The sequence below is a fragment of the Paraburkholderia sp. JPY465 genome (assembly GCF_050436725.1).
Taxonomy (GTDB): domain Bacteria; phylum Pseudomonadota; class Gammaproteobacteria; order Burkholderiales; family Burkholderiaceae; genus Paraburkholderia; species Paraburkholderia youngii.
This window is the reverse complement of the sequence record NZ_JBNDMT010000003.1, coordinates 2,009,791-2,027,112: the sequence shown is the minus strand read 5'-3', so window position 1 is coordinate 2,027,112 and position 17,322 is coordinate 2,009,791. Positions and strand designations below refer to the sequence as shown.

27 protein-coding genes are annotated in these 17,322 nt (G+C 60.8%); 14 read left to right on the top strand and 13 right to left on the bottom strand.

Annotation, left to right across the window (positions count from 1 at the left end; all coding sequences use genetic code 11):
* Positions 1-2: 2 nt before the first annotated feature.
* The 11 genes from QFZ94_RS24085 to QFZ94_RS24035 all read right to left on the bottom strand — a co-directional run bounded on the left by QFZ94_RS24085 (position 3) and on the right by QFZ94_RS24035 (position 5,030).
* Positions 3-713 carry a PRTRC system protein B gene (locus QFZ94_RS24085; RefSeq protein WP_429460068.1) on the bottom strand — a complete coding sequence of 237 codons (711 nt, stop codon included), beginning with the start codon at positions 711-713 and terminating at the stop codon, positions 3-5.
* On the bottom strand, positions 710-1,777 hold the full coding sequence (locus QFZ94_RS24080; protein ID WP_429460066.1) for a PRTRC system protein F: 1,068 nt from the start codon (positions 1,775-1,777) through the stop codon (positions 710-712). The genes QFZ94_RS24085 and QFZ94_RS24080 overlap by 4 nt, the downstream gene beginning before the upstream one ends.
* A complete protein-coding gene (locus QFZ94_RS24075; protein ID WP_429460064.1) occupies positions 1,774-1,956 on the bottom strand; it encodes a hypothetical protein in 183 nt (60 codons plus the stop codon). The genes QFZ94_RS24080 and QFZ94_RS24075 overlap by 4 nt, the downstream gene beginning before the upstream one ends.
* A 4-nt stretch (positions 1,957-1,960) precedes the next feature.
* Positions 1,961-2,446 (bottom strand): PRTRC system protein C, encoded by a 486-nt coding sequence (locus QFZ94_RS24070; RefSeq protein WP_429460062.1) that lies wholly within the window; start codon positions 2,444-2,446, stop codon positions 1,961-1,963.
* Between the two features lie 9 nt (positions 2,447-2,455).
* Complete coding sequence (locus tag QFZ94_RS24065; RefSeq protein ID WP_429460060.1) at positions 2,456-3,007, bottom strand: PRTRC system protein E; 552 nt, start codon at positions 3,005-3,007, stop codon at positions 2,456-2,458.
* A 24-nt stretch (positions 3,008-3,031) separates the two neighbouring features.
* Positions 3,032-3,271, bottom strand: coding sequence for a hypothetical protein (locus QFZ94_RS24060; RefSeq protein WP_429460058.1), 240 nt, complete (start codon positions 3,269-3,271; stop codon positions 3,032-3,034).
* 1 nt (position 3,272) lies between these two features.
* Positions 3,273-3,470 carry a hypothetical protein gene (locus tag QFZ94_RS24055; protein ID WP_429460056.1) on the bottom strand — a complete coding sequence of 66 codons (198 nt, stop codon included), beginning with the start codon at positions 3,468-3,470 and terminating at the stop codon, positions 3,273-3,275.
* A gap of 95 nt (positions 3,471-3,565) precedes the next feature.
* Complete coding sequence (locus QFZ94_RS24050; protein WP_429460054.1) at positions 3,566-3,772, bottom strand: hypothetical protein; 207 nt, start codon at positions 3,770-3,772, stop codon at positions 3,566-3,568.
* An 8-nt stretch (positions 3,773-3,780) separates the two neighbouring features.
* Positions 3,781-3,918 carry a hypothetical protein gene (locus QFZ94_RS24045; protein ID WP_429460052.1) on the bottom strand — a complete coding sequence of 46 codons (138 nt, stop codon included), beginning with the start codon at positions 3,916-3,918 and terminating at the stop codon, positions 3,781-3,783.
* 4 nt (positions 3,919-3,922) lie between these two features.
* Entirely contained in the window at positions 3,923-4,084 is a 162-nt protein-coding gene (locus QFZ94_RS24040; protein WP_429460050.1) for a hypothetical protein, read from the bottom strand.
* A gap of 157 nt (positions 4,085-4,241) precedes the next feature.
* Positions 4,242-5,030 (bottom strand): XRE family transcriptional regulator, encoded by a 789-nt coding sequence (locus tag QFZ94_RS24035; protein WP_429460048.1) that lies wholly within the window; start codon positions 5,028-5,030, stop codon positions 4,242-4,244.
* Positions 5,031-5,056: 26 nt separating this feature from the next.
* On the opposite strand from QFZ94_RS24035, the gene QFZ94_RS24030 reads away from it, so the two are divergent.
* Positions 5,057-5,416 carry a helix-turn-helix domain-containing protein gene (locus QFZ94_RS24030; RefSeq protein WP_429460046.1) on the top strand — a complete coding sequence of 120 codons (360 nt, stop codon included), beginning with the start codon at positions 5,057-5,059 and terminating at the stop codon, positions 5,414-5,416.
* 129 nt (positions 5,417-5,545) lie between these two features.
* On the opposite strand, the gene QFZ94_RS24025 is transcribed toward QFZ94_RS24030, so the two are convergent.
* Positions 5,546-5,794, bottom strand: a complete 249-nt coding sequence (locus tag QFZ94_RS24025; protein ID WP_429460044.1) for a hypothetical protein — start codon at positions 5,792-5,794, stop codon at positions 5,546-5,548.
* Positions 5,795-5,834: 40 nt separating this feature from the next.
* On the opposite strand from QFZ94_RS24025, the gene QFZ94_RS24020 reads away from it, so the two are divergent.
* Entirely contained in the window at positions 5,835-6,158 is a 324-nt protein-coding gene (locus QFZ94_RS24020) for a hypothetical protein (RefSeq protein WP_429460042.1), read from the top strand.
* On the opposite strand, the gene QFZ94_RS24015 is transcribed toward QFZ94_RS24020, so the two are convergent.
* Positions 6,155-6,367: a hypothetical protein gene (locus QFZ94_RS24015; RefSeq protein ID WP_429460040.1), complete on the bottom strand. Its 213-nt coding sequence runs from the start codon at positions 6,365-6,367 to the stop codon at positions 6,155-6,157. The genes QFZ94_RS24020 and QFZ94_RS24015 overlap by 4 nt on opposite strands.
* 207 nt (positions 6,368-6,574) lie before the next feature.
* Between QFZ94_RS24015 and QFZ94_RS24010 the strand changes: the two genes are divergently transcribed.
* From QFZ94_RS24010 to QFZ94_RS23955, 12 genes are all read left to right on the top strand, one after another.
* A complete protein-coding gene (locus tag QFZ94_RS24010) occupies positions 6,575-7,048 on the top strand; it encodes a phage regulatory CII family protein (protein WP_429460038.1) in 474 nt (157 codons plus the stop codon).
* Between the two features lie 28 nt (positions 7,049-7,076).
* Positions 7,077-8,441, top strand: a complete 1,365-nt coding sequence (dnaB, locus tag QFZ94_RS24005; protein ID WP_429460035.1) for a replicative DNA helicase — start codon at positions 7,077-7,079, stop codon at positions 8,439-8,441.
* Between the two features lie 42 nt (positions 8,442-8,483).
* Complete coding sequence (locus QFZ94_RS24000) at positions 8,484-9,578, top strand: helix-turn-helix domain-containing protein (RefSeq protein WP_429460033.1); 1,095 nt, start codon at positions 8,484-8,486, stop codon at positions 9,576-9,578.
* A gap of 13 nt (positions 9,579-9,591) precedes the next feature.
* The gene (locus QFZ94_RS23995; protein WP_429460031.1) at positions 9,592-10,002 is read left to right on the top strand and encodes a hypothetical protein; all 411 of its coding nucleotides are present in this window, start codon (positions 9,592-9,594) and stop codon (positions 10,000-10,002) included.
* Positions 10,003-10,101: 99 nt separating this feature from the next.
* Positions 10,102-10,509 carry an HNH endonuclease gene (locus tag QFZ94_RS23990; RefSeq protein ID WP_429460029.1) on the top strand — a complete coding sequence of 136 codons (408 nt, stop codon included), beginning with the start codon at positions 10,102-10,104 and terminating at the stop codon, positions 10,507-10,509.
* A 196-nt stretch (positions 10,510-10,705) separates the two neighbouring features.
* Positions 10,706-11,209, top strand: coding sequence for a hypothetical protein (locus QFZ94_RS23985; RefSeq protein ID WP_429460027.1), 504 nt, complete (start codon positions 10,706-10,708; stop codon positions 11,207-11,209).
* A 44-nt stretch (positions 11,210-11,253) separates the two neighbouring features.
* Positions 11,254-12,894, top strand: coding sequence for a terminase large subunit (locus QFZ94_RS23980; protein WP_429460025.1), 1,641 nt, complete (start codon positions 11,254-11,256; stop codon positions 12,892-12,894).
* Positions 12,891-14,162 (top strand): phage portal protein, encoded by a 1,272-nt coding sequence (locus tag QFZ94_RS23975; RefSeq protein WP_429460023.1) that lies wholly within the window; start codon positions 12,891-12,893, stop codon positions 14,160-14,162. The genes QFZ94_RS23980 and QFZ94_RS23975 overlap by 4 nt, the downstream gene beginning before the upstream one ends.
* Positions 14,134-14,931: a head maturation protease, ClpP-related gene (locus QFZ94_RS23970; protein WP_429460021.1), complete on the top strand. Its 798-nt coding sequence runs from the start codon at positions 14,134-14,136 to the stop codon at positions 14,929-14,931. The genes QFZ94_RS23975 and QFZ94_RS23970 overlap by 29 nt, the downstream gene beginning before the upstream one ends.
* A 62-nt stretch (positions 14,932-14,993) precedes the next feature.
* Positions 14,994-16,274, top strand: a complete 1,281-nt coding sequence (locus tag QFZ94_RS23965; RefSeq protein WP_429460019.1) for a phage major capsid protein — start codon at positions 14,994-14,996, stop codon at positions 16,272-16,274.
* A gap of 67 nt (positions 16,275-16,341) precedes the next feature.
* Positions 16,342-16,764: a hypothetical protein gene (locus QFZ94_RS23960; RefSeq protein WP_429460017.1), complete on the top strand. Its 423-nt coding sequence runs from the start codon at positions 16,342-16,344 to the stop codon at positions 16,762-16,764.
* Between the two features lie 13 nt (positions 16,765-16,777).
* Entirely contained in the window at positions 16,778-17,320 is a 543-nt protein-coding gene (locus QFZ94_RS23955; RefSeq protein WP_429460015.1) for a head-tail connector protein, read from the top strand.
* Positions 17,321-17,322: the final 2 nt, after the last annotated feature.

The window sequence follows — 17,322 nt, the reverse complement described above, 5'->3', positions numbered from 1 at the left end:
TGTCAATCCAGTAGTTTGAGGTTGTCGATGACGTCGGCGAGCGACTGGCTGCGGGAGATCAGGCGATCAATGGGAAATTCGGCGCCGTCGAGCAGATCGAGCCACAGGCGTTCAGCGCCACCGCGCCGGTGGATAAGTCGGGTGTTATTCGGGTGCGTGAAGCGGCTACGAAAGAACGCGTCTTCGAAGGCCTTGATGCTGTCCGGGCTGATGCTGTCGGGCGTCTCGGCGTTGCCGGCGCAGATCTCGCCGTTTTCCCAGACGTTGTAATAGGGCGCCGTGTACATCTTTGTTGCGGGGCCCGGCCGCACGTTTTCTCGCAGCGCGAAGATCAGCCAACCCGACTTGCTGACGATGAAAACCAGCGGCGGATGGTTAGCGTCGCCTGCGCGCTCGCCAATCGCATCCTCCGATCTGAACCACACGCGGCGCGTGCACGCGGGCACCCACCATGCGAGCACGTTGGGCGCGACGTATACGATGCGGTCATGCACAAATCCGCGATAGCTGGTCCGCTTCGCCGCGAGGTCCGCGAAATCGGCCAGGCCTTCGAGCGTAATCGGTACGCCCGGCAGCAGCACGGGGCGCTCGTCGACGATCCGGACTGAGTGCTGCGTCGCGTAGACGTGGCCGGCGCTCGAGCGGTAGAGCAGGAGCGCAGCGTCGAGTTCGAGATCGACGTTGCCGCGGTGATGAATGATTACGTCTTTCATGCGAACACCCGTACCAAGGTTCGTTGCTGTTCGAATTCCATCGAGCCGAGCAGGTCGAGCACGCGTTCGGCAGCGGCAGCCAACAGAGCAGTCGATCGCATGCTCTGCAGCCATTCCGTGATGGAGCGATCGGAAAGCCGCAGGCCGGTAACTGAAGCGGCGGGAATGTGATCGCCTTCGGCGGCGTAGTGTCCGTAGTCGTCGATGATCCGATTGATCGAGTCGTCCTCGGTCCAGCGCACAATGAGAGTGAAGTCGATCATGTCGGCGCCGGCGTCCGGAGAGGAATGGTCAGCGAACGGCGCGCAGAAGGTGAGCACCGTCCAGAGTTCGTCCATGGCCTCAATCACTGACTGAGCAAAGGCGTCAGGCCTTGCGGCGCGCTGCAACTGCGCCCGCGATAGCACACGCCTAGGCTCGCGGACCCACTTCGGCATGCGCCCGTAGACCTGCGCGTGCGTGACGAAATCGGTGGTTTCGGCGAGTTCTTCTTTCGTCTTGACGTCGTGATAGAACAGCGCCTCCCTGAACGCTTCCTCTTCGTCGCTGCAACCGTGCCAGTATGTATATTCGGCGATGCGGATTGCCGTGCGCGTAGTGCAGACCGAGGGCAGCATGTCGAGCACGTCGTAGAGCGCCGCGAGCACGGTCTGGCCGAACCCGCGTCGCAGGTTTTCCAGGTGTTCTACTGACGGACCGACGCAAACCTGTCCGCAGCTGAACGGGCCGTCGTGCGTGCCGAGCAGTGCCCAGACGATGTCCGGATCTGCTTCGCGCGAATAACCCCAGTAGATGCCATCTGACCCGCGGCATTGATCCTGCTCAATGCGCAGGTGCCAGTCGAAGCGAGTCAGCCGCGAAGTGATTTCACGCCAGTTTCGCGTCAACACCTTGGCGCAGAGGGCGATTTCGGAAGCTGGCCGTCGCGCGATGTCTGCCTCGGTGATCAGACCGCTGTCGAGCAGCGAAAGAGCGAACGGGCGCGCGAACGCAACGCCGCTCTGGGCGGTGTAGCGCGCCGGGACGTGAGCCAGCGACGGCAGGGCGACGGCGGACGTGCTCATGGCAGCACCGGCATGAGTTCGCGCGGCAACTGCACGCGCGGACCCGGAACGCGCCGCGTGGCAATTTCGAGCAGGCGGCGATTGAGTGGACTGCCGAGGGCTGTACTGGGCACGGCCGGCGTGGTCGGCCCGCCGAGCGTGCCGCTTTCAAGCTCCGTGCGTAACTGTTCGAGCGTCATGGCGTCAGCTCGCGTAGCGGGCGTAAAGCGCGCCGACGAAGGCAATCTCCTCGTCCAGGAGCGGGCAAACGTGCGCGCTCGCGAAACGGTCAATCTCCTCGAGGTACGTGCGGATCGCGGGCGGGAGGTTTCTGGCCTCGAACATGATCGCGTTGATCTTCGAGCAGACGTCCAACTGATCAGCGTCTGCGTCCTCGACGCTGCCAATACCGACGATGTACGTCCGGCCGGCGACGACCCGTTCCTTGAGTGTGAAATTAAGCGGATTGAGCAGGTGAAGCGGGTCTGATCCTTTGGTGCCAACGGCGCGACGGAACGTGAAGACGTTCTTGTTGCCGACGATCTCCGGCCCTTCGATCTCGGAGTTGACGATCTCCGGATAGGTATTCGCATAGAAATCGCGAACCTGTTGGAGACTGAAAGCGGGCGACGGATCGGTGAGCTTCGCGCCGTTGTAGCGGAACTCGCGTTCCAGGGCGGTGGTTTGCATGGCAGGTCCTCAGAAAATGTCCACGCCGCCTGCGTCGGCAGCTGCTTGCGCCTCGTTCTCCAGCTCCCCGGTTTCGGGGGCGGGTGTGGCCGTTGCTGCACCTGCATCGACCGGCTCGCCTTCCAGTCCGGGAATGGCGGTTTGCCGTGGGTCGACGTCCGGTTCGTCGCTCGTGTTTTCGGTTGGTGCATTGGTCGGATCGCTGGTGGTGGTTGCCGCCTTCGGTTTGCGGCCGGGCTTGCCCTTCGTTGGGGCCGCAAGGAGCGGCGCGGCCTTGGCCGACGTGCCCGCGCCGTTCGCGGCGCTCGCGGCGCTCGCGGCGCGTGCCTGGTCGAGCACCGAGAGCACGCTCGGCTCGTAGATCGACACGGCTTCCGCAAAATCGCGGTCGAGTTCTTCGGGCGTGGCGAGAATCGACAGCGGATAGAGCGTCTTTTCGCCTCTGGTGTCGCCGTTGGCGCGCGGCGTCACGTTGACGCGAAGCTGGTCGCCTTCGACGGTTATCAATAGTGTCAGCGTCGCTGATTTGGCGAGCGGATACAGTGATGTGAAGAGAGACATCTGCGTTTCTCCGGGTGGTTAAAGTCAGTGCTGCTGGGTGCGCCAGTCATTGAACTGGCGCATCAGAATGGTCTGGAAGCGATGTCGCGCGTGGGCGTCGGTCGCGAGCTCGCGGCGGCTCCTGATCCGGCAAACCTCGCGGATAAACGCCGCGGCGACGTCAGTGGTTACTGACTGGCCGGAAGCGAACGTGCTTACCCATTCACAAAACTTAGGATTGCTCGGCAACATGCCGGCCATCTGGGTCACGGATACAGTTTTCATTTCAGGCTGCGATGCCGTCGTAGTTGCGGTCCGCGAAATCCGTGTCGCCGGGATAGCGTCCGGATCCGTCAGCGCGGAACCAGCAGAACAGCGATCCGCGGCGATGCGGGAACCAGTAGCCGGTGCAGTCGCAGCGTGCTTTCGTCGTGTCGCGGCGATTCATCCAGCGGTCGAGTCGATAGGTGCGCTTGCCGCACACGGTGCACCGCGGCAGTCGGTCGAAATGATCCGGATGTTTGCGCAGACAGCGACGTGTCGCGCAATGTCGGCAGCGGACGTGGTATCGCTTCATGGTCAGTCGTCGATGTCGCCACTGGCGCGCCGCTTCACGTCACCGCGTTCGACGAGCCGTCGTTGCTCGCGAGCCTCGCGGGCGCGGGCCGACGACTCGAGGGTGCGGCGCACTTCGGGTTTTTCGATCGCGTGATCGAAATTGCCGACCATGTGCAGCAGCTGCCACTCGACGCGCAGCAGGTGACGGGGAAGCGAGCTCTTGTGCACGGCGGGCCTCACGTACGGTGAGCTGATACGGGAACCGGCGGCACTGTGTCGTCAACGGAATGCACCGCCGCCAGCGCGAAGCTGGCGAACGCGGCAATGATCCAGATGGCCCAGAGCGGCAGGATGGTTTGACGGTCGCGCGCCATGTGATCAGCCCTGCACGCGAACGACATCGGTCACGGCGACGCAGCCGGTGACGAGCATGGCTTGTTGGGCGGCGCTGACGGCGTCGTCAGCCTTGATCTGGACGAAGGGCGCGAGGGGGCCCGGCTCTTGGCCCTTCATCAGGTAGTAGCAGCGGTAGCTTTTCATTTCGTCAAGTCCTTTGGTTATTGACTTCGGCCGAAATGTATAACGATGGGTATCGATCAGTCAATACCCATTGTTATTTTTTGTTGCGGTTGGCGCAGAGCAGGCGAAAAAAAAGCCACGCAACGCCGCGTGGCTTTGTACCGAGTGGAGTGACGTTCTAGACCGCTCCGCTTACCGCGATGATGCGGGCGATGATCTGTAGGTTCGCGAGCATCTGCGGTTCAACGTCCCAGTCGGGATAGCGGGTCTTATCGGGATTGTCCGATACGATACGGACGCCTCCGTCAGGCCGTTTGAACAGCCGTTTCACATAGACCTCGCCGGCGAAAGCAATGGCATACACCTTGCCGCTGGTGATCCACGTTTCCTTGTAGTCAACTACGAGTGAGTCGCCGTCCTGGATCCGCGGCTCCATGCTCATTCCGTCGGCAACCATGGTTGCGGCGCTCTCTTGCTTTACCCCGAGCCTTTGAGCCCAAGCCTTGCGGAACGCCTGCCGCTGGCCTTTTTCGTCAATTTCGTACAGCAAGGTACCTTCACCTGCGGAAAGCTTCACGCGCAAACGCGGAAGGAAAATATACTCGTCGCCGAGTTCTTCCTCGGAGTCCCACGCAACGATCGGCCGTAGGCTGACTGTCTGTGATTCGCCATTGTTTTCACTGACCTGATGCGTTGCTTGCGAATTATCCGCTAATTTCCCGCCGCTCTTCAGCCATTGCACATCAACTTGAAGGGCTTTTGCAAGCTCAAGCAGTAAGGTGGTCTTTCCTCCAGCTTCAATCTTCTTGATGCTTGGCTGCGAGCAACCCACGGCCACAGCCAATTCGGCTTGGCTCATCCCCAATTGTTTGCGTCGTGCGCGGACGCGTTCACCCATAGTTTCCATGCCGGGAAGGGTATAACCATGGCTATACCCAGTCAAAGACCCAAAGTTATTGACAGTCATACCTGTGGTTATTTATTATCGCGGCCATGAACACGCCCGATACCTGTCGCGACGCACTGATTCGAGCCATCGAAATCGTCGGCTCTCAGTCCGCGCTCGCTCGAGCCTTGGGAAAGTCCCAACCCTATGTGCCGAAGTGGCTGAAGAGCAGGAAAGGACTGCCGCCTGAGTATTGTCCACCCTTGGAAAGACTGACGAGGCGATCGGTCCGTTGTGAAGAACTGAGCCGGACTGTCGACTGGGCCTATGTGCGAAACGGGGCCCTCGTTGACCACGTCGAAGCGATGGTCTCCGCACTGGCCTCGGCGGGTTTCGACGAGGTTGGCGTGCGCATCTGTTTGATGGCTTATGTGCATCGAGTGGTCGGGAGCGGCTTTTTCGAATAGGTGGCCCAAGAATCGATGAAATGCTAGTTCAGATCTTCGCTGGCGCAGGCCGAGTGTTATCGCCTTTTTCACGCCGTTAGCGGCCATGCGGCGCGCTGCGACAGTCTTAAACATGGTGCGTCTCCTGAATCAGTCGGGGTCCGAGGTCATCCACGGTGGAAGCGACGAACTTGCTGGCATCACGAATTTTGAGAATGAATCGAAGATCGCCTGAAGGAAAGGTTGGGGCACCGCAAAGTCGTTCAGTGCAAGTTCGGACCGTGCAGACACAAGCATTTCGGCGCGTTCGGCCGGCGTTAGCGCCGCTCGTTTGACCAGCATTTCGATAATCAGGCGATGCGCAATTGCCTGTGCTCTGAGTTCTTCGAGTTCCGTCATTTCTATTGTTGTCTTGGCTGAATGCGCAAAGGAGGTTTAGGTGAAAAAAGGATCTGCAGTAATGATTGAGGTGAATGGGTCGGGCGTCGGTCGCGCTGTCGTCGACGGAGTCGAAATTCCGGCAGTTCAAGCTGCGAGCGCCACCGTGGAGGCAGGGCAGCCGCCGATCGTGACATTGCGTATCGCGGTCAAAGACGCGATGCAACTTCGGTATGAGGGTGCACAGCTCTACGTCGATGGAGTCGCCATGCCGGCGTCGATAGAGCGGGAGTTGTGGCGGTATCTCGCGCCCAAGTACGGGCGCGAGATCGACGTCACGACACTGCAATCGTCGTCGCGAATATCCGGTTTGGCCGATGACTAGATTCGCTTGATTTTCGTCCGCGTCTGAACGATCTCGAATTCGGTCTCCGAGATGCGATTGACCGAGCGGCCGTCCGAGAGGCGGAATTCCTTCATGCCGAGCAGACTGCTTCGCCCGGAGAGATCGCTGGTGTCGATGCGGTCCTGATGGACGACTACCCCGTAGACGTTCCCGTTGTCGTCCTTTGCTTGAAACTGGTCCGTGATCATGAGTGCCTCGTTCGTGTAGTTGGTTGGTGTGGAAGCTCGCCATTTTCGCATGTTCGAGGTCACTCTCTTTTTTGTTCATTTGATTCACCATTTTGCTGCGGACGGACGAATCGTATGAAAACGAGCCGCGAGTAAACAGCATGAAAAATTGTTATCCACAAGGGGTTTAGCGTGACCTGCCGATACAGCGATACAACATGGACCGATGTGCTTTACGCCTCCGTGCTTAAAACACCGGGGAAGGTGGAAGACGCTGCGCGTTATCTGACCGAACGGCGCGGCGTCAGCATCAAGGGCGAATCGCTGCGTCTGAAACTGCGCGAGGTCGAAGGTGCGCGGATCTCGGGCGAGATGTTCGAGCTACTCGTCGAGTGGATGCTTGAAAAGAATCAGCCACATGCGCTCGATGCGGTCCACGCATTCAACGCGCGGTTCGGTCTTGTCGCCGCGTTGGCGCCGCGCCCTGATAGCGAAGATGGAATTCCGGCGCTCGTCACCGCTGCGCTGGGCGTGAGCGACAAAACCGGGCGCCTCGCCGAAGAGGTGCGGCGAGCGGCCGAAGACGGCTTGATCGAGCCGCGTGAAGCCGAGGCGATTGAAAAGATCGGCCGCGAAGGGCAACGTCAGATCGAACAGACGATCACGACTGCGCGCGCAGCTGCAGGCCTGGATCGACTTTAAATCGCGCTTCGCTTACCGGGGGACATACATGGGCGCACACGACCCATTGGAAGCGCGCGACCCTATCGCGTCGATAGAGTCGGAGCAGGCGGTGCTTGGCGCGCTCATGCTCGACAACGAAGCGCTCGAGCGGATCGGCCATCTTGTCAGCGAAAAGGACTTCACTCTGCCCGAAAACCGCTCGATCTTTCGGGCCATATCGCGGTTGATTGTCGCCGGGCGGCAGGCCGACGTGGTGACCATTTTCGAATTCCTGTCAGCGGCGGGCTCGCGCATCCAGCAGCCGCTGAAGTACCTCAATGAGATCGTCCAGTCGACACCGAGTGCTGCCAATGTCGTGCGTTATGCCGAGATCGTGCGGAATCGCTCCATGCTTCGCGGGTGCCTTGCTGCCGCGCGGCAAGTCATCGATCTGTGCCATAACACGGCAGGGCGTGAGGCGGTCGACATCATCGATCAGGCGCAGGGTGCGTTCATGCGCCTGTCCGATGTTGACCAGCGGGCAGACGGCTTCATGCCGATCGTGCCGGCGTTGACCCGTGTTATTGAGCGCGTCGACGAGCTGTATCACAAGGGAGCGGGTGCGGGCATTACCGGAACTGCAACCGGATTCGATGACCTCGATCGTCTGCTCGATGGAATGCACGGCGGTGAACTGATCATCGTCGGCGGACGGCCTTCGATGGGCAAAACATCGTTTGCGATGAATATCGCGGAGCACGTTGCGATCCATCTCAATCTCGCCGTGGCCGTCGCCTCCCTTGAGATGCCTACCGAGCAGCTCACGCAGCGCATGCTGGCGTCGCAGGCAAGGATCAACCAGCATCGCCTCCGAACCGGCAGGCTCGAACAGGAGGACTGGCCGCGGCTGACTCACGGTGTGCAGCTGATGGCCGAAGCGCCGATTCACGTGTTCGAGGGCGCAGGCCTGACGCCTTCCAACCTCAAGGGCAAGTTGCGGCGTCTGAAGCGCGAGGCCGGCAAGCTCGGTGCCGTGGTGATCGATTACCTGCAGTTGATGAGTGGAGATAGCTCGCACAACGACATGCGGGCGTCAGAGCTCAGTGAAATTTCCCGCTCGCTCAAGCAGATCGCCAAAGAGCTCGACGTGCCGGTGATCGCGCTCTCCCAACTGAATCGCGGCCTCGAGCAGCGCCCCAACAAGCGGCCGATCATGTCCGATCTTCGGGAATCCGGTGCAATCGAGCAGGACGCGGACGTCATTCTTTTTATCTATCGCGATGAGGTCTACAACCCCGACAGCGCTGATCGGGGGACGGCCGAAATCATCTGCGCCAAGCAGCGCAACGGACCGATCGGCACCGTGCGCCTTACCTTCCAAAACGCATATACCCGGTTCGAGAATTTCGCGGCGCCGGGCAGTGGGCACTGATCTATGGCAACCGTAACACCGTTTTTTACCTGGCGACGCGCGATGACTGTCAGCGATCTTTCGTCGACCACGAAGCTCGTCCTGTTCGTTGTCGCGGAATACGCGAATGCTGTCGATGACATCGTCTGGCCCTCGATTGAATCCCTTGCGGAGCGTGCTTCGCTGTCGGATCGTGCTGTGGCGAAACACCTTGCGATCGCCGAGCGCGAGGGCTGGTTGACGCGATGGAAGTCACGGCGGCCGGATCGCCAGTGGGCGCACTCGCATTACCGATTTTCCATTCCTGCGGCAGTGGCGAAACAGCAACGCGACGCGATCGACCTGGATCTTGCTGCCGGTTCGGACGCTGATGAAATTTTGGGCAAGCATGAGCGCCGTTCCTCTCGCGCACAAAAAGCAGGCCGCCGGAAACTGCGCACCGGTAACCCTTGCGAGTTACCTGAACCACGTTCCGGTAATCCCGAATTGCCTGCACTACGTTCCGGTAACCACGACGAGTTACCTGCACCACGTTCAGGTAACTCCAGCGAATTACCTGAACCACGTGCAGGTAATCCGGAAAACGGTGCTTCGGAGGGCTGTGAATCGCAAAGTTACCTGAACGACGTTCCTACTAAGTACCCAGTAAACAGAGATTGTATAAAACCCTCTCTCTCTCAACCCACAGTGGTAAACGAAGATATAGGCGATGAGAGAAAAAATCATGATGAATCGAGTTTGTCAATCGCGCAGTGGATGTTCGGCCGCCTGCAGGCCGATGCCCCAGGAATTGCAAAGCCGGACATGGAGGCGTGGATGCTTGACGTCGACGCGATGATCGCACTCGACGGTCGGGCAGTGGATGCGATTGCAAAGCTGTTCGGCTTTGCGAGGCGCGACAAGTTCTGGGCGAAAGTCATCACATCGCCCGGCCGCTTGCGCAAGAACTGGGACGAGTTGCGCATCAGGCGCAACAGCGCGATCGCCGCCGGGCAGGCGAGAGCGACGACGCAACCAACACCGACTGGCGCTGACGACCGGGTCTGCGCTCATGTCGAAAACGGCTGCCGCTGCGTGCACGCGGCCAGCACGATCATAGGCGCTGGTTCATCGCGGCGCGGCTATTGCCGACAGCACATCGGCCAATACGAGGATTGACCGGGGGAATACCATGAATATCGAGCAACGTCTGATCAACTGGGCACGGGCGCAGAGCGGCGGTGGTGGCGGTGATGGTGGTCGTGATTCGCTGGTGGCGAGCATCTACTTTCCGACGGTGCATGGTCGGACTGTCGATTCCACGCTGGATCTCGAAGATGCCCACCATGTCGAGGTCGCGATGCGCAAACTGATGCCGCTTGACCGGAAGCTGTTGCAGATGCACTACGTCTGGCGCAAGCCGCCGTTCGTGATCTGTCGCCGCCTGGGCCTGAAGGTGCGTCCAACAACGGTGTTCGATTTTGCGCTCGCGCACGCGCGCCGCGCCATGGAGGAAAAGCTGCTTGAGCCGAAACGGGAGTTCGTCTCCATGCAGGCGATACTGGATCGGCTCAAAACTTCGCCCCTTGCGGAAACGAAATAGGTCGACTACACTCCGATCCACAATCTGATCCGGTTTCGACCGAGTGCGTGCGGCCTTTGCCGGGTTGCAGCACGCCGAGAGAAATCCAGCGAGCCCTGAATGCGAAAGCGTCAGGGCTTTTTGCATTGGGCCGATGCCATGCCGAAGAAAGCGCCAACACCGTGCCGACATCATGGCTGTCCGAAGCTGGTCGAAGTCCCGGGCTATTGCGACGAGCATGCGAGCGAGTCGATCGGCTGGCAGTCGGACCGGCAGCGCGGCACGCGACAGCAGCGCGGCTACGGTGCCATGTGGCAGAAGTTGCGCAAGCGCATCCTCGCGCGCGACAACGGACTTTGCCAACCTTGCCGTCGACGCGGTCGCATCACGTCGGCCAGTCACGTCGACCACATCATCAACAAGGCCCGCGGCGGCACGGACGACGAATCGAATCTCGAATCAATCTGCCATGCGTGCCACGCGCTGAAGACGGGCCGGGAATCGCACGGCAAGGACGGCGCGCGCTAGGCGCGTCGATCTGGCGGCCGGCCGCCGGGCAGGGGGGGGTGTCAAACCCTGTGGTCGGCCGCCGGGGACCGCCCGTTCAGGGCCATTTTTTCGGCGAGCAATTTTCAGAGAGGGGGGGTCTAAATTCCCGCCTTGCAGAGGGGCTGAAAACGGCAGGACGGAGTTTTCAGTCACCTCAACCAACGGGAGCCGCTCCATGGGTCCGAATGATACGAATACGGCGGTCGGCGAAGCTGCAGGTGCAAAGCCTTTATCTGATCGCGGTGGAAAGCGAATTGAATCTCCTCCGCCGCCGCCCGGCGTGCACTTCACATCGCAGCATCGCAAGGTTTGGGACTACCTCTGCCTGATGTTGCGCGAGGAGGGTGTGCCGCATAAGGTCGGCGGTGTCGTGCTGGCGATCGCCGCCGTCGACTTCGTGCGCTGGGTAAAGGCCGAGTTGCAACTGCGCGACTACGAGTCAGTGAACGGTGGATCGTTCATGGTGACGACACCGAACGGGCACGTGCAGCCGCACCAGCTGTACTTCGTCGCCAAAGGCCTGAAGGAAGGATTGCTGAAATGTCTGCCGGATGCCTGCCTGACAGTGCCATCGATGCTGATTGCGAAATCGAAGATGGAGGATCCGGATCCGCAGGACGATTTGTTCGATGCGCTGCTGGATCATGCTCAGTCACACCCGAGCGCCTTGCCAGCCTGACGCCGGCGACGCTTTACAAGTGGGACACCGACTACGGGCTGCCGGTGCTGCGCGGCGAAGTCGTTGTTGGCGAATTCGTGTTTCTCGCGGTACTGCGGCATTACGAGGATCTGCTCGGCGGATTCGGACGTGGCCTGGCGTTCAGTGCCCCGCACGCGCTGCACGTCATCGAGTACATCGAGACCCAGTTCGAACACATCAAGGGCAAGGAGGCGCGCAAGCCGCTCGTGCTCGATCCGTGGCAACGATTCTTCACCGCGGTTTTATTTGGCTGGCGTCGCGTCGCCACGATGCTCCGCCGGTTCCGCACGGGCTATGAAGAGGTTGCGCGCAAAAACGGCAAATCCACCTGGAAGGCGGGCATTGCCGACTACCTGTTCCTGATGGACCGCGAGCAGGGTCCGGAGGTGTACACGATCGCCACAACGCGTGAACAGGCGATGAGCGTGTTCAAGCCAGCACTGGAAAACTACAAGCGGCGAGCGAAGCGATCGCGGCGCTTTGCGCGGTCGGTCAAGATCTACGACGGCACCAACCAGGAGCGGATCGCTGGCGGTGGTGGTGTGTTCAAACCGTTGCCGGCCAACGCCGAATCGCTTGACGGTCTGAACCCGTCCGCGATCGTGGTCGACGAGCTGCACGCGCATCGCACGCGCGAGGTTTGGGACGTGATGGAGTCCGCGCTCGGTGCCCGCCAGCAGCCGCTGATCTCAGCGATCACGACGGCCGGCTATATCCTCGACGGGATATGCACCGAGATCCGTGGCTATCTCGTCTCCGTGCTCCGCGGCGATGTGACCGACGACACGTTTTTCGGCTACATCTTCACGCTGGACGATGGCGATGATCCATTCGATCCGGCCGTATGGCCGAAGGCGAATCCCAGTCTCGGGAGCGCGAAGACGCATGAATATTTGGTCGCGCAGGCGACCAAGGCGAAAGAACTCCCAAGCGCGAAGGCGAACTACCTGACCAAAGACCTGAACGTGTGGGTCAACGGCGCGATGAGCTGGTTTGACATTCGCGTCTGGGACGAGTGCGGTGCGTCGTTTGATCCTCGCGGCCTCGGCGGACGGCGTTGCTTCGGTGCGCTCGACCTTTCGAGTACTCGTGACCTTACCGCGTTCGTACTGGTGTTTCCGCCGGAAGATGAAGAAGGCGACTGGCACGTGCTGGCGTGGATTTTCTGTCCGCAATCCAAGGTCGACGAGCAGTCGAAGAGCGACGCTGCGCCTTACGAAAAGTGGCGGCAGGCCGGCTGGCTCACGGTAACGCCGGGCGATGTGCTCGATTACGGCGTCGTTCGCTCGACGGTGCTCGCTGCATGCAAGGCGTTCGACGTCGAAGAAGTGGCGTTTGACGTGTGGAACGCGACGCACCTTGCAAATGAGCTGCTCGAAAAGGATGTGCCGATGGTGCAGTTGCCGCAGAACTTCAGCGGCCTGTCGCCGGGTTCGAAGCATCTGGAACGTCTGGTTTACAGCCGGCGCCTCCGCCATAACGCGAATCCGGTGCTGCGCTGGTGCGCGAGCAATGTGTCGCTGCTTCTCGATACGAACGAAAACATCCGGCCGAACAAGAAAACGTCAGAAGGGCGAATCGACCCGATCGTCGCAACGTGCATGGCGATGACGCGTGCGCTTGTTCATCAGCCGGGACCGACTCCGGAAATCATCGCACTATGACCACACCGAACAATACCGGATCGACGATCCTGACCCGATGGCGGGCCGAGCGTGAGTCGCAGCGCAACGTTGCGGCGCAGACCGCGCGGGCCATACCAGTTTCAGAAATTACGGCCGGTTCGGAGGGATACGGCTGGATGACGGGCGGTTTGCCGGGGCATCGCACGGTGAGCGAGCGCACCGCCATGGCAGTTGGCGCCGTGTATGCATGCGTATCACTGATCGGCGGGGCTCTCGGTCAGTTGTTGTTGCAGACGTACACGTTGAGCGGCGACCTCGCGACGCCGATCAAGGGCGATCTCTGGTATCTGCTCAACGAGGAAATGCATCCGCGCTGGAGCGCGGCGCTTGGGTGGGAGTTTGGCGCGCAGTCGCTGCTACTCGAGGGCAACATGCATATTCGCATTCATCGGCCGACGCCGTTTTCGGTGCAGGTCGAGTCGCTCGAACCACTGCATCCGCGCAGCGTTACGCCGATGCTCTATGAGAATCGGTTGATCTACACGATCGTCAATCTCGACGGTACGGTCGAAACCGTTGACCAGGACGACATGTTGCACGTGCCGGGCCCCGGATTTGACGGGCTGCGCGGTATGTCGCAGATCCGTCACGTGTTGCGACAACCGGTCAGCACGGCGCTTGCTGCGAACGACGTCGCCGAGAACATGCTCACGGAAGGCCTGCGGCCTGACATCGTCCTGGAGACCGACGCGAAAGTCGATCGTGATCAGGTCGACCGAATCCGCACGCAATGGCGCGAGCGCTATAACGGCCTAGCCAATTCGAACATGCCGGTGGTGCTCGGCGGCGGGCTGAAAGCACAAAAGATCGCGATGAGTGCCGCGGATGCTCAACTCGTCGAGCGCGAGAAGCTGACGGTCGACGACGTTGCGCGCATTTTCGGCGTGCCGCCCTACATGATCGGCCAGCTCGAGAAGCAGACAAGCTTCGGCAGCGGCATCGAACAGATGGGTATCGGTTTTGTCCGGTACACGCTTGCCCGACACATGACGAAGATCCAGCAGGAGGCACAGCGGAAACTCGCGACGCGCGGGAAGTCGCTTATCACCTACGATCCGACTGCCCTGCTGAAGGGCGACGCCAAGTCGCGCAACGATGCATATCGCAGCGCGCTCGGCCGCGCGGGCGAGCCCGGCTGGGTCACGCAAAACGAAGTGCGCAAGCAAGAAAACCTGCCGCCGGTTCCGGGCGGTGACAAGCTGTTCAACGGGAAAGACGATGGCGGGACTGATCCTCAAACTGCTTAACGACAACCGCCAGTCAGCGCGGCGCTTCGAAGTGGTGAACGATGCGAACGGCGATGTGACGCTCTACCTGTACGACGTGATCGTTTCGGACGACTGGTACGGCGGAATTTCTGCGGCGACGTTCGTGCAGCAGCTCGCGCAAATTACTGCGCCGAATATTCATTTGCGTATGAATTCGCCCGGCGGAGACGTGTTCTCCGCACGCGCGATGGAGCTGGCGATACGCGAGCATCCATCGAACATCGTTGCGCACGTCGACGGCGTGGCCGCGAGCGCGATGAGTTTCGTTGCGATCGCGTGCGACAAGGTTGTGATGGCTGACGGCGCGTTCATGATGATCCATCGAGGCTCCTGCATGGCATGGGGCACCGGTGACGATCTCCGAGCGACGGCGGCGTTGCTCGACAAAGTGGACGCCTCACTGGTGAATTCCTATGCGAAAAAGACTGGGCAGCGTGCAGACGACATTGCGGCATGGATGGCGGCAGAAACTTGGTTTTCGGCGGCTGAGGCGGTTGAACTGGGCTTCGCGGATGAAGTCGCGGCCGACTCGGCGCCGACGAACGCTGGGGCCTGGAACCTGTCGGCTTATGCCAAGTCGCCCTTGGCGTCCAGCAAGCCGCAGACGATTGAGCCGCCAACGGTGCCCGCGCCGGATACTCGACAGACGACTCCGGTCGAGCACGTCCCGCCAGTTGAGCCGGCGCCGAAACCGACCGTCGACATCGCCGCGCTGCAACGCCGACTTGCGTTGAGCGTTTCCCTCTGACGCTTCCCGCGTCGAACTGCAGCCGCCTTCGGGCGGCTTTTTCTTTTCCTAAAAGGAATCAAATGGCTGCTATCAATCTGAAAGCCCTGCGGGAGCGTCGCGACGCGACCGCGAAAAACCTCAACGCGCTGCTCGAGAATAATCCTGGCGACAAGTGGACGCCTGAAAATCAGAAAGCGTACGACGACGGCATGGCCGAAATCGAACGCATCACCAACGAGATTAAGCGCAACGAGCAACTGATCGCGTCGGTGGCGGCGAATGCGCTGAACGGCGACACCAGCGAATACGCGAGCCAGCACGTAAAACACGGCGGTGAGAGCGAAGAGACGCGCGCGCTGCGCGCCTATCTGAGCAACGGCATCTCCGCGCTGTCGCAGGAAGACATGCAGCGCATGCGCGCACGCGTGTCCCCCGAAGTTGCCAATGCAATGCGCTTTGGCCCGCAGAACGCGATGTCGACGACGACACCGGGCGAAGGCGGCTATACGGTCGCGACCGAGTATTACAACCAGCTGATCCAGGCGATGAAAGCCTATGGCGGTGTGCTCGACGTCGCGACGCAGTTTTCGACCAGCACGGGCGCCGACATGAATTTCCCGGCGGCCGATGCGACCGCGGAAATCGGCGAGATCGTGGGGCAGAACGCACCTGCGAGCGCCGGTGATACGTCGTTCTCGAACATGTCGATGAGCGTGTTCAAATACTCATCGAAAAAGATTGCGGTACCGTTCGAACTGTTGCAGGACAGCATGTTCGACATCGAAGGCTACATCAACGGTCTGCTCGCGATGCGGATCGGTCGCATCACGTCGCTGCACTTCACGACCGGCTCGGGCGTCGGTCAGCCGCGCGGCATCGTGACCGCCGCAGCGGCCGGCAAGGTCGGTGCGGACGGCCAGACGTCGACGGTGACGTACGACGATCTCGTTGATCTTGAGCACAGCGTCGACCCGGCGTATCGCAAGGGGCAAGCCGTCGGCTTCATGATGCACGACGACTCCATCAAGATCGTGCGCAAGATCAAGGACGACAATGGTCGCCCGATCTTTGTGCCGGGCTACGAGCAGGGCAATCCGGGCGGTGCGCCGGATCGTCTGCTGAACCGCTCGCTGACGGTTTCGCAGGAAATGCCGACGATGGCGGCAAATGCCAAGTCGATCCTCTTCGGTGATCTGAGCCGCTACATGGTCCGTCGCGTGATGGACCTGACATTGTTCCGTATGGCCGACTCCGCATTCCTGCTCAACGGCCAGATCGGCTTTGTCGCATTCAACCGTCAGGGCGGCAACCTCGTCGACGTCGGCGGAGCGGTGAAGTACTACCAGAATCCGGCCGCCTGATTGACCGCGTAGCGCAAGGCGGGCAACCGCCTTGTTTTCCGCATTTACTCACCCAAAGGATTATTCGATGGAAACGACGGATCAAGGCGCGGCGGCGCAATCGCAGCTGCTGGCGGGGGTGCTTCAGGATCAGGGGCAAACCGCTAAGGATGACGATGCCCCGAGCGCTGGCGATGCACCGAACGGTGGCGATGCACCGAACGGTGGCGATGCACCGGACGGTGGCGATGCACCGAACGGTGACGATGCGCCGAAGGGTGACGATGCGCCGACGGGTGACAACGCAGCGAAGGTCGAGCGCGCGACGCCGCCACGTGCGTCCATTGCTGTTGTGGCGAAAGTGTCCGCGCGCGTACTTGTCAGATGCGAGCACGGTCAGATCGACGATGTGGTCGAACTGGCCACACGGGCCGCGCGCCAGGCGGAGAAACTCGGTCAGGTCAGCACGCATCCGGATTCGGTGGCGTATGCGCTCGCGCTGAAGCGCTGATTGGGAGGTTGCCATGCAACGCAAGGTGACGACGCCGCCGGCAACCGAGGCGATCACGCTCGAGCAGGCGCAGTTCCAGGTGAAAGCGGAGCCGGATCCGGACAATGATCAGTTGCTGGACCTGGCGATCGTCGCCGCCCGCGAGCGGGTCGAGCACGAGCTCGGTCGTCCGCTTCTCGCGCAGACGTGCGAAAAGCGCTTCGATGCGTTCGAGCGGCGCATGGATTTATGGGAAGACGTGACAGCGGTCACGTCTGTGTCGTACGTCGACGACACGGGTCAGCCAGTCCCGCTCGGTCAGATGCAGTTCTACATGACCGGCGGGCGGACACTGAACATCGTCGGTGATCTGCCTCAAGCGCGAGAGGTCATTGTCGAATTCGAGTGCGGCGCTTTCGATGTTGAGACGGTGCCGAAGTCGATCGTCGAGTGGATGCTGTTGCAGATCGGTGCGATGAGCGAAAACCGATCTACGGTCGAGAGCATTCAGACATACGAACTGCCTGCGCGATGGACTGACGGTCTGATCGACCGTTATCGCGTCTATTCGGTCTAGCC

Bases quoted from the DNA above. Each gene is read 5' to 3' on its own strand.
- QFZ94_RS24025 (WP_429460044.1), bottom strand. From the start codon at position 5,794: ATGACGGAACTCGAAGAACTCAGAGCACAGGCAATTGCGCATCGCCTG.
- QFZ94_RS23970 (WP_429460021.1), top strand. From the start codon at position 14,134: ATGGCGGGACTGATCCTCAAACTGCTTAACGACAACCGCCAGTCAGCG.
- QFZ94_RS24015 (WP_429460040.1), bottom strand. From the start codon at position 6,367: ATGATCACGGACCAGTTTCAAGCAAAGGACGACAACGGGAACGTCTAC.
- QFZ94_RS24035 (WP_429460048.1), bottom strand. From the start codon at position 5,030: ATGACTGTCAATAACTTTGGGTCTTTGACTGGGTATAGCCATGGTTAT.
- QFZ94_RS23990 (WP_429460029.1), top strand. From the start codon at position 10,102: ATGCGAAAGCGTCAGGGCTTTTTGCATTGGGCCGATGCCATGCCGAAG.
- QFZ94_RS23975 (WP_429460023.1), top strand. From the start codon at position 12,891: ATGACCACACCGAACAATACCGGATCGACGATCCTGACCCGATGGCGG.
- QFZ94_RS24030 (WP_429460046.1), top strand. From the start codon at position 5,057: ATGAACACGCCCGATACCTGTCGCGACGCACTGATTCGAGCCATCGAA.
- QFZ94_RS24045 (WP_429460052.1), bottom strand. From the start codon at position 3,918: ATGGCGCGCGACCGTCAAACCATCCTGCCGCTCTGGGCCATCTGGATC.
- QFZ94_RS24040 (WP_429460050.1), bottom strand. From the start codon at position 4,084: ATGAAAAGCTACCGCTGCTACTACCTGATGAAGGGCCAAGAGCCGGGC.
- QFZ94_RS23960 (WP_429460017.1), top strand. From the start codon at position 16,342: ATGGAAACGACGGATCAAGGCGCGGCGGCGCAATCGCAGCTGCTGGCG.
- QFZ94_RS23955 (WP_429460015.1), top strand. From the start codon at position 16,778: ATGCAACGCAAGGTGACGACGCCGCCGGCAACCGAGGCGATCACGCTC.
- QFZ94_RS24075 (WP_429460064.1), bottom strand. From the start codon at position 1,956: ATGACGCTCGAACAGTTACGCACGGAGCTTGAAAGCGGCACGCTCGGC.
- QFZ94_RS23985 (WP_429460027.1), top strand. From the start codon at position 10,706: ATGGGTCCGAATGATACGAATACGGCGGTCGGCGAAGCTGCAGGTGCA.
- QFZ94_RS24060 (WP_429460058.1), bottom strand. From the start codon at position 3,271: ATGAAAACTGTATCCGTGACCCAGATGGCCGGCATGTTGCCGAGCAAT.
- QFZ94_RS24065 (WP_429460060.1), bottom strand. From the start codon at position 3,007: ATGTCTCTCTTCACATCACTGTATCCGCTCGCCAAATCAGCGACGCTG.
- dnaB (WP_429460035.1), top strand. From the start codon at position 7,077: ATGGGCGCACACGACCCATTGGAAGCGCGCGACCCTATCGCGTCGATA.
- QFZ94_RS23965 (WP_429460019.1), top strand. From the start codon at position 14,994: ATGGCTGCTATCAATCTGAAAGCCCTGCGGGAGCGTCGCGACGCGACC.
- QFZ94_RS23995 (WP_429460031.1), top strand. From the start codon at position 9,592: ATGAATATCGAGCAACGTCTGATCAACTGGGCACGGGCGCAGAGCGGC.
- QFZ94_RS24070 (WP_429460062.1), bottom strand. From the start codon at position 2,446: ATGCAAACCACCGCCCTGGAACGCGAGTTCCGCTACAACGGCGCGAAG.
- QFZ94_RS24080 (WP_429460066.1), bottom strand. From the start codon at position 1,777: ATGAGCACGTCCGCCGTCGCCCTGCCGTCGCTGGCTCACGTCCCGGCG.
- QFZ94_RS24000 (WP_429460033.1), top strand. From the start codon at position 8,484: ATGACTGTCAGCGATCTTTCGTCGACCACGAAGCTCGTCCTGTTCGTT.
- QFZ94_RS24085 (WP_429460068.1), bottom strand. From the start codon at position 713: ATGAAAGACGTAATCATTCATCACCGCGGCAACGTCGATCTCGAACTC.